General features: G+C 38.6%; 3 protein-coding genes. All 3 read right to left on the bottom strand.

Features of this window, described 5'->3' with window-relative positions; translation table 11 throughout:
• Positions 1 to 28 precede the first annotated feature (28 nt).
• The gene (locus EEL30_11145) at positions 29 to 7,615 is read right to left on the bottom strand and encodes an amino acid adenylation domain-containing protein (protein ID QDX92813.1); all 7,587 of its coding nucleotides are present in this window, start codon (positions 7,613 to 7,615) and stop codon (positions 29 to 31) included.
• Between the two features lie 2 nt (positions 7,616 to 7,617).
• Complete coding sequence (locus EEL30_11140; protein QDX92812.1) at positions 7,618 to 9,543, bottom strand: amino acid adenylation domain-containing protein; 1,926 nt, start codon at positions 9,541 to 9,543, stop codon at positions 7,618 to 7,620.
• Between the two features lie 713 nt (positions 9,544 to 10,256).
• Positions 10,257 to 10,847 (bottom strand): Mersacidin decarboxylase, encoded by a 591-nt coding sequence (locus EEL30_11135; GenBank protein QDX92811.1) that lies wholly within the window; start codon positions 10,845 to 10,847, stop codon positions 10,257 to 10,259.
• Position 10,848 lies beyond the last annotated feature (1 nt).

The following is a 10,848-nucleotide window of genomic DNA, read 5'->3' as shown; positions in this document are numbered from 1 at the left end:
ATCTTAATCACTCCATATTATTACCTAGTTATTTGTATACCTCTTCTTCCAGGTCGTCAAAAATGTCGTCTAGTTCTTCCATGGTGAGATCATTGATATCAAAGTCGCTTGGTGTATGCTCTACTCCTTCTCTCGTCAAACAATGATTAATAATCTCAAGCAAATAGGATTTGAAGTTTTGAACAAGGGATGCGATCGTTTCTGGATAGTAAGCGCTTGCGTTGTAACTAAAGTGCATTTGTAATCTGTCAGCCTCTATACTTCCATTGATATCTAGGAAAAGCTCACTAGTATTCTCTCGACTAATCAGATCACCCATCAAAGAAGAGTTCCCCTCTTCCTTATCTGTAAATTGACCTAAGTAGTTGAAGCTGATTTCTGGCTTAAGCTCGAATGTCTCTTTTGCCAAATATGTAAGAACACCAAAGCCAAACCCTTTGTTAGGTACACGACGCAACGTTTCCTTCACTTGTTTAATTGCAAACGAAATATCTGTTTTCGTAAGATGAATGGCAACTGGATACTCCGATGTAAACCAACCTATTGTACGGGAAATATCTACGTTTTCTAGAATCTCTTCGCGTCCATGCCCCTCCATGCTAACTAGTAGTTGTTCTTTATTCGTCCATTCTTTCAAAGCCAAAGCGAGTGCAGTGAGTAAAAGATCGTTCATTTCAGTCTGGTACGCCTTATGAGCTTCAGTTACCAGCTGTTGGGTTTCTTCTGTTGATAACGACATCGATACAGTTAAAAATTCCTCATAGGTTACCTTACTTGAGCTTGTTGTTTCTATATCTTTGATTAATGTATAGTCTGTGATAGTCTCATCCAGATTGCGCCAATATGGAAGCTCCTTTTCTAGCTCTTTACTCTGGACATACTCTTGGAGCTTTTGAGACCATGCTTGGAACGAAGTTGTTTTTAATGGTAGAGAATCGTTTCCTCTATACAAATGATAGAAGTCTTCTAATAGGATGCGCCAGGACACTCCGTCCACTACTAAGTGGTGAATGGCAATTAACAAATAATCTCCTTCATTTGTACGGAACAATCCGATTTGTACCAAAGGCCCCTGGGCTATATCCATATTCGCCTGGATCCGATTGGCCTCTGTTTTCCATTTCGACTGATCTTCCCCATCTTGTCTTACATCAATAATTTCGAAGTGATAATTCGAGCCGTCCAATCCCCGGTTGCGCTGTACGACCTCTTGATCGTCTAAGCTATAAACCATTCGCAGTGCATCATGATGCTGCGTTAGAATCTCAAAAGCTTTGTCTACTTTCTGATCATCCCAGCCTTCAGCATTATAGAGAAGAATCGATTGATTATAATGATTGACCTGTGGAAATCTTTGGTTAAAGAACCAGTGTTGAATCGGTGTAAGCGGAAGATTACCTTCCACCACTCCTTGGTCTATCTCCTGTACAATTTCTTGTACAAGCAGGCTAAGCTCTGCAATCGTTGGATTCTTAAACAATTCCCTCATTCGAACCTTGAGATTATGCTTATTAAGTCGAGCTGAAATTTGGATGGCTTTAATCGAATCTCCACCAAGTTCAAAGAAATTGTCATGTATTCCTATATTTCCATCGCAAAGAACATCAGACCAAATCTGAGATAAAATGGATTGCACAAGGTTAGTAGGGGCCACATAATCCTGCCCTCTGTGCATTTGCTTTTCTGGTTTTGGTAATGATTTTTTATCAACTTTTCCGTTAGGTGTCAGCGGTAACTCCTGCAACTCCACAAAATATGACGGTATCATGTAATCCGGCAAAGAAGCCTTTAAGTACTTACGCATGTCAGCAGCATTCCATAATCCTTCTACAATCAAATAACTACATAGATATGTGGCTTCTGATTCATCAGAACGTGGAATGACAATGGCTTCTTTAATTGATGGATGCTCTAATAGCCTTGTTTCAATCTCTCCTAGTTCAATACGGTGCCCTCTAATTTTTACCTGATCGTCTAATCTTCCATAATATTCAATCGTTCCATCAGGTAGCCATCTGACTAAGTCACCAGAGCGATACATTCTTTCACCTGGGATAAACGGATCGGAAACGAATTTTTCTTGAGTTAAATCAGGTCTGTTTAGATAGCCAAGTGCAACCCCTTCGCCGCCAATGCAAAGCTCACCAGGAACACCAATCGGTTGCAATTGATTGCTACTATTCACTACGTACACCTTTTTATTCTTAACGGGTCTTCCAATATGCGGTTTTCCTTCTGGTGTACATATTCCTACGGTGGCATCTACAGTTGTTTCCGTCGGACCATATGCATTTAGGAAAATACGATTTTCCCCCCACACTTTAACTAAATCAGCCGGTAATGCCTCACCACCTGTACTTATATAAGCTAGATCAGGCAGGTCTTCGTAAGGGAGCATCCGTAGGGCAGATGGAGATATAAAAGGAATCGAGTTAATCTTATTTTTCTTTACCCACAAAACAAATTCACTACCTGAGAAAAGCAAGTCTTTTTCTACCAGATACAAGCATGCTCCGTTTAATAATGTATAAAAAATCTCACCTACAGATGAATCAAAACTAAAGGAAGCAAACTGTAGCACACGACTCGAAGAATCAATCCCAAATGTTTCAGCTGAAAGCTGCAGGTTTATAACGCATCGATGGTTAATCAATACTCCTTTTGGCTTTCCTGTTGAGCCGGATGTATAAATGATATAAGCCAAATCAGATGAGCCATTGATCCTTGGCACATTCTCTATCTCCATCTCAAGCAACTCAGGAGTGTCAATAGAAATCACTTTACCTTCAAATGAAGTAGGTGCGATTTGTTCCCTTTGCTTTAAAAGAATCTTAGCTTTACTATCAGATAACATATACTCAATTCGATCTTCAGGATAATCTGAATCAATAGGTAAGTAGGCCCCGCCCGCTTTTAAAATACCAAGCATACCAATAATCATTTCAAGTGAGCGATCTACCATCAGACCAATAAAATCATTAGCTGAAACACCATTGGCTCGTAACAAATGCGCTACTTGATTTGCACGTTTGTTTAATTCCTGATAGGTCAATCGATGTTCTTTATAGACAAGAGCAATGCTATGTGGAGTTTTGTCTACCCATTCTTCAAATTGTTCCTGGATCGTTTTTTCTCGATCAAAATAGTTATCTGATTGATTGAAATCAATCAGTATCTGATGCTTTTCTGCTTTTGTCAGAATTTCAATATCAGATATAGGCAGGTCTGGGTGTACAATAATTTGATTCAAGATATGCTCAAAATGCTTGGACATTCGTTCTATGGTCAATTGATCAAACAAGCTTGTGCTATATTCAATCAACAATTGAAGAGAATCACCTTCTATTACTGTCCAATCCAAGTCAAATTTTGCTTTCTTCCAATCAAACAAACGCGGGCAAAATCTTAATTCATTAAGCTGTACAGAGGTTGGCAATTTCTCTACGGAGAACATTACGTCGAATAAAGGATTACGGCTTACGTCTCGCTGAACCAGTGTTTTCTCAACCAGTTCTTCAAATGGATAATCAGGATTTTGATAAGCACCTAGTACACTTTCTTTAACTTCAGATAAATATTCTAAGAAGGAATAGTCTACTTTGGGAGTAGTTCTGATTGCTAGCGTGTTTACAAACATTCCGAATACCCTGTCCAAATCTGCATGTGGACGGCCAGCAATCGGTGTGCCCACGATCAAATCCTCTTGATTTGTATACTTTGCCAATAAAATGCTATAGACCGTCAGCAATACCGTATATAGCGTCGTTTTTTCTTTAATAGCTAATCGTCTCAGTTTCTCAGTACTATCAATGGATAATTCATGTGTAAACAATGCTCCTGCAAATTGTTTTTCAACTGGACGTTGGTAATCTGTAGGTAATTCTAGAACGGGAAGATCTCCTTGGAAGTGACGTAACCAATATTCCTCCTGCTGTTGCAAACGTTGCTGTTGCTCTTCTAATTGCTGCCAAACCGCATAATCCTTGTATTGTATCTTGATCGATGGTAGCTCTGCTCCCTGATACAACTGCGTAAGTTCCTCAAAAAAGATCTGATATGAGAATCCATCTGAAATAATATGATGCATATCTAATAACAAAACATGCTGATTAACATTGACACGAATCAGCTTGGCTCTAAATAGAGATGCTTGGCTTAAATCAAATTTGCGTAAGAATAGGAACATCTTTTCATCAATTTCTTGCTCTGAAGCTGGCTCTATATCTATCTCTAAATCCCACAATATTGTTGTATGTACCTTTTGCATCAATACTTCATCGATCATATGAAACGAAGTCCGTAACGACTCATGCCTTTCTACAAGTCCCTTCAATGCCTGTTGTAACTTTTCTACTTGAAGAGGTCCTGTAATTTCCATCATAAAAGGCATGTGATAACTGCTGGTTACCTCATCGTCTTCCCATTGCTGAGCGATATACATCCGTTTTTGAGCTGGTGTAACTGGATAGTATGCTTTTTCTTCCACTGCTTCTATTTCAACATAGCCCGCTTCTTCTGACTGAGTCAGATAAGCAGCCAATTCCTTCACAGTCGGGCGACTGAACACTTCCTTCAGTGGTACTTTTACACCCATATCTTTATGAATTCGAGAAACCAGCATCATTGCTTTTAAAGAATGACCGCCCAGTTCATAAAAACTGTCTTGTGTACCAACGCGTTCCACATCCATAACTTCCTGGAATAACTGCACCAATTTCTCTTCTGTCTCATTTTCCGGCATCGTATACGTCTGTAGGGCTTGGGATTCAGGTTCAGGCAATGCTCGCTTGTCCACTTTTCCATTTGAGGTAAGTGGTAGGTTATCCAACTCGATGAAGTAGGAAGGGACCATATATTCTGGCAAGGTTTCCATCAGATGATTGCGCAGCTCCGTCACAGGACAGAAGTTGTCCGTAACGATATAGGCGCCTAAGTAGGAGTGGCCTCTTGCATCCTGCTTGGCCACTAGCACCGTTTCGCGAATAGCAGGATGTTCGAGTAGCTTAGCCTCAATCTCCCCTAACTCGATGCGATGCCCACGAATTTTAACTTGCTCGTCAATTCGACCCATGTACTCGATTACACCATCAGGCAACCATCTAGCTAAGTCTCCTGTACGGTACATTCTCTCGCCCGGCTTAAGTGGATTATCAACAAATTTTTCTGCTGTTAGCTCTGGTTGATTGAGATAACCAAGTGCGATTCCATCTCCAGCTACACATAACTCACCGGGTACTCCAATTGGTTGTAAGTGATCGTCTAGTCCAAAAATGTACACCATAGTGTTATTCAAAGGACGACCGATCGGAACAATTCCCGCTTTTTTTATTGTGTGGTCGACCGTATAGGTAGTGGCAAAAATCGTCGTTTCTGTCGGGCCATATCCATTTACAAGACGTCCCTCTCCCAAATAATCTAGTGCTTTTTCAACATGCTTGATCGAAGCCTTTTCCCCACCAAACACAACTTTACGCATATTTTTGAGACTGGTCACATCGAGTTCAACCAAGGTATTGAATAGGGAGGTTGTCATAAAAGATACCGTAATGTTGTTATCTCTAATGATTGCTACTAGGTCGGCTGAATTCATCAGCGTTTGCATGGGAACTAACACCAGAGTAGCTCCGTTTAGTAGGGCACTGTATATATCAAAGGTCGATCCATCAAAAGCATAATTGGACAGTTGCAGGATACGATCTGTTTCAGAAATATCAATATATCCATTGTTGATTACGGTTGTGATAATGTTGCGATGGGTCGTCAAGATACCTTTTGGTTTTCCCGTTGTCCCAGATGTATACATGACATAAGCAACGTCCTGGGATTGATTGACCAGCTCCAGATTATCGGCCTTCTCGTCTTCCCAAAGCTCTTCTGTCAGAATAAGTACCTCTCCCTGATAATCAGCTGGGATCATATCTGCTTTCTGTACAAGTAAGAGATAGGTTTGGCTATCTTCTAGCATATAGTGAATACGCTCAGCAGGATAAGTGGGATCAATAGGCATATAAGCTCCCCCTGCTTTCAGTATCCCAAGTATACCTACCATCATTTCCATAGAACGATCTGTAATGAGACCAATCACCTGATTTGGTAGCGTGTTATGTTTTTGTAATACACGAGCTAGTTGATTGGCCTTAGCATTCAATTCTACATAGGTAAGTTGCTTCTCCTCAAACATAAGTGCAACCTGATCCGAATATTTGGTCACTTGCTCTTCAAATCGTCTATGAAGGGTCTGCATGTTTGGATAATCAACTGTTGTACTATTCCACTCCTCTACCAACAGGTAGCTTTCCTTTTCATCAAGAATAGCTTGCTTGTCCAATTTTTGATCAATATGAAGAGCGATCATTTCTAAAATTCTTTGATAGTATTTGATAAGTTTTACAGTATCTTCTTCTGGAAGTGCTGATACAACGCGAACAAAATAATCATCCATCGTAGTGGAAACAGAAAAATCAAACAAGGTGTTTGTTTTCTCATATCCGTCTAACCAAAACTTGACTTTATGATCTTTAATTCCTTTAAAAACATGGAAATCAACAAAGTTAAAAACACAATCAAAAACTGGATTACGCTCGCTTCCTGTCTCTCCAATTACTTCAATTATCTTTGCAAAAGAAAGCCTTCCATATGTTTTTATCTCTATTAGCTTTTGTTGTGTCTGCTCTAAAAGTTCTCTCCAGCTCATGTCCTTTGTTATAACCGTGCGAAACGGAACTGAGTTAAGAAAGCATCCCAACACCTTTTCAGCATCTTCAGTAATCGGTCGATTATTCTCAATCAATCCGACAGTTAGGTCTTTCTCATAAGAAATCATATGCATCATGGAAAGAAATGCTGTTAAGCAAACCGTCTTTAAAGGAACCTGAAGGGCTTGCGCAATCTCTCTACATCTATTTATGATGACGGGGTCTAATTTCTCTACTACAGTAGCGTACGTATCACCATTTCCATCAGGTTTTACTGGTAATTGTAGCCGTTTGTAATCTTTTAACTCATCTATCCAAAATTCACGGAGCTCATTTTGCTCGGATAATAACATCTGATCAATAACATAATCTTTATAGGTAGTCTGTAACTGCTCTAAATGGAAAGTTTTTTGCTTTAATTTGAAATAAACATCTATTAGTTCCGTAATAAAAGATGCAACACTCCATCCGTCCAGAATGGCATGATGAAAAATCCAGACAAGAGCAACTCTTGTAGAATTAAGTTTAAAAACTCTCATTCTCCATAAAGGAGCCATTGTTACATCAAAAGGAGATAAACGATCCTCTGCCAAATAGTGATGGATATATTCTTTTTGACCTTCTTCTAAGTGGGATATGTCTATTTCATCAATATGAACAGGTACATCCTGGTGTACAACCTGAACAGGAGTGGAAAACTCTTCAATATGAAAACTTGTTTTTAAAATGTCATGCTTATCAACCATCATTCTCATAGCTTGTTCTAGCACATGAACATCAAATGAATGATCATCTACTTGATAGACAAATTGATCATGGTATACAGCCTCATGTACGTGTTTTAGTGAATGGTAAACCATCCCCAGCTGTATATCGCTCATTGGAAAAAGGTCTTTGGCGTTACTTAGCTTGTCCGACATGATTATTTATCACTTCCCAGAATTTTCTCTTTTAGGCGTTCCAATTCTTGAAGCTTCATCTGTTTTTGATTACTAGATTGCTTACCTTTTTCTCCGATTTGTTGACCCATTTCTCGAATCGTGCCATGTTTGTACAAATCGCCAATTTGGAAGTTAACTTGAAACTCCTTGTTTATAGCGTGTAATAACTTAATAGCCTTGATAGAGTCTCCACCCAAAGCAAAATAATTGTTATCAATACTGATGGGCTCCATTCCGATATTTTCTTCCCATATAAGAGCTAACTGTTGATCTGTAGGTGTTTGTGGAGCTACGTACATTCCTGTAGAGCTTTCTTGAAGTGTTGGTTCTATTTTTCGAAGTGATTCTTTATCAATTTTTCCATTTGATGTAATAGGCATATGCGATACAAAAATGAAATGAGCCGGAATCATGTAAGAGGGTAATGTTGTAGTAAGTTGAATACGAAGATCAGAAGGTGACCAATCCTCCGTAGATGTCATATAAGCTTGTAACTGTGGTTGTTCATTTTTATCATTTGTAACCAAGAGCACTGCTTCCTTAATGCCTTTCAGCTTCAGAAGTTCGGCTTCTATTTCTCCGAGCTCAATGCGATAGCCCCTTATTTTTACTTGTTGGTCAATTCTACCTAAGTATTCTAGCTCTCCTTCAGGTAGCCACCTTGCCAAGTCTCCCGTGCGATACATTCTTTCTCCAGGAATAAAAGGATTTTCCATAAATCGCTCTTCCGTCAATTCAGGTTTGTTTAAATAACCTCGAGCAACTCCTTTGCCGCTTACATACAGCTCGCCCTTCACCCCAATTGGAACCAAGTTTTTCCTTTGGTCTAAAACATAGGTTTTTAACGTAGGGATAGGCTTTCCAATATTACTAACTGTACTGCCCATATCAACTAAATCGAATTCCTTATAAGTAACATGAACAGTTGTTTCTGTAATACCATACATATTAATCAATGCTGTGTTTGGATATTTTTGCTTCCATGCTACTAACTGTGATGGGGTCAATGCCTCTCCACCAAAGATGATTTTACGAATAGATAAATTTCCATCTGAATGCTGCATCTCTTCCGATGTGAGTTGATAGAATGCTGTAGGGGTTTGATTCAAAATAGTAACCTTTTGCTCTTGAAGCAATTTCCGAAAGGCATTCGGATCTCTCGCTACCTCAAAAGAAACGAGGACAATTTTCCCTCCATTCAGTAAAGCTCCATACATCTCCCAAACAGAGAAATCAAAGCAAAACGAATGGAACACTGTCCAAACATCTTCACTATTAAAATCAAACAAATTCCTGTCATTAAATAACAGGCGAATCACATTGCAATGTTCAATCATAACCCCTTTTGGCTTACCAGTAGAGCCAGATGTGTAGATAATATAGGCCAAATCCTCGGGCTTATTTACATGTAATAGATTCGTAGTTTCCTCTTCTAACAGGGATGGATCATGTAAGAATATCAGATCTACTTTGCAGCCCTCTGGAGACATTTCACTATCTTCAACTAGTACAATTTTGGTTTGACTGTCGTTGATCATATAGTGAATACGTTCGGTAGGATATGTAGGATCAATAGGCATATAAGCAGCGCCAGCCTTTAGAACACCAAGAATTGCAACGATCATGTCAATATTACGATCTGCTAGAATCCCAACAATCTCATCTGGAATAACTCCATGTTTTCGTAAGCTATGTGCCACTTGATTTGCTCGTTCATTTATTTCTTTATACGTCATACTTTGTTCTTTAAAAATGATGGCAGTATGATTCGGTCTTTCTTGGACCTGCTTTTCAAACAGTGCATGAATGGTCATCTCCTGAGGAAAATCAGCGTCCGTATCATTGAATTGATTCAACAACTTGTGCTTTTCTGCTTCATCCAAAAAATTTAATGTAGATAAATCCATCAGGACCACCTCTTATTTTTTATAAGAATAAATACTCTAAATTTTACATCTATTATGTTTATGCGCTTCTAAAAGTAAAATATTTGTTCACTTCATCTCTAACATTAAACCACTGATCAGGTGACAAAAAAATGCATTATAATACATAATATTACAAGGATTATTTCTTAATACTACCAATAATGAACATATTCTTCAATATTTTTCTTTCACATTTTATTATTATGTTTTTATTGTGTAAAAATAATGACATTTTTTCATTTACGATAGTAACAATGTTATTTATCAATAACATGATTGTTATTTCTTTTTTGTTTATTACGCTTTTTTACTAGACTAAAAAAATGAAGGCGCCTACACAGAAATATATATCCGCTAAGCCTCGTGATTACGACATTCTTGTATAGTGAACAAGGTTCTCAATTGTAAATATGTCTATATAAAACGCTTACATTTTATGGAATTCAATTTCTACTACATCAATTTTATTTATGAAATAAGTACCTTTATGTACTTCTCCTCACGAGTCATTAACATAAAATAATAAATCTATGGATAAGTAATTTTTGTATTTCCAGCTTAACAAGATAAGGATTGTATGAAGCATCCTTTATTATTCCTAACAATCTGATATAAAAACAAAAGGACCGCTTCTACGCCAATGAAGGCCGAAGCAGTCATATCCATAGTTACAAATCTCATCACATTTATCCTTATGTAGAAACAACTGTCTCCTCTTCTCGTTCAAGCAAAGTGTTTTTCATCTCTTGAATCACTGTTTGGCCCGGAGGCAAGATGTAGTTTGGCTGCATGGTGCCCGAAGCTATTTCATAGGCCATGGCCTCTAGTGGTGTGACAACTATGTGGTTGTCTTCTCTAAGCTGGCTTACGTTGCGCTGAACGACTTTTTTTGTCCACATTAAACGATTCATATTTGGAAAAAACATGACAGGATTTGGAGAAGCTAGAATGGTAGAAGTTAGCAAGTTGAGGGCAATTCCATTGGCTGCTTGCCCGATGACATTTGCCGTAGCCGGCAAGATGATAAACAGATCAGCCCATCGAGCTAACTCAACGTGGTTCATTTTTTTCTCAAGACCAAGATCTTCATCTATAAAGACCTCATCACAGAAAAGCAAGATTGTAGACGGAGCGATGAGCTTTGTGGCCGCTTCTGTCATGATCACCTTTACCTCTTTAAAAATGGCGCGAAACACGCCAAGATAAGCAGGCAATCCCAAAACGGCACTCGAACCTGATAAACCGACTAAAAGTTTCTTATCCTTAAGAAATGGATCGTGCATA

The sequence above is a fragment of the Brevibacillus laterosporus genome, from assembly GCA_007833815.1.
In the GTDB taxonomy this organism is placed as follows: Bacteria; Bacillota; Bacilli; order Brevibacillales; family Brevibacillaceae; genus Brevibacillus_B; species Brevibacillus_B laterosporus_D.
This window is presented reverse-complemented; position numbering and strand designations above follow the sequence as displayed.

Coding starts and splice junctions, on each gene's coding strand:
- EEL30_11145 (QDX92813.1), bottom strand. CDS start 7,615: ATGTCGGACAAGCTAAGTAACGCCAAAGACCTTTTTCCAATGAGCGAT.
- EEL30_11140 (QDX92812.1), bottom strand. CDS start 9,543: ATGGATTTATCTACATTAAATTTTTTGGATGAAGCAGAAAAGCACAAG.
- EEL30_11135 (QDX92811.1), bottom strand. CDS start 10,847: ATGCACGATCCATTTCTTAAGGATAAGAAACTTTTAGTCGGTTTATCA.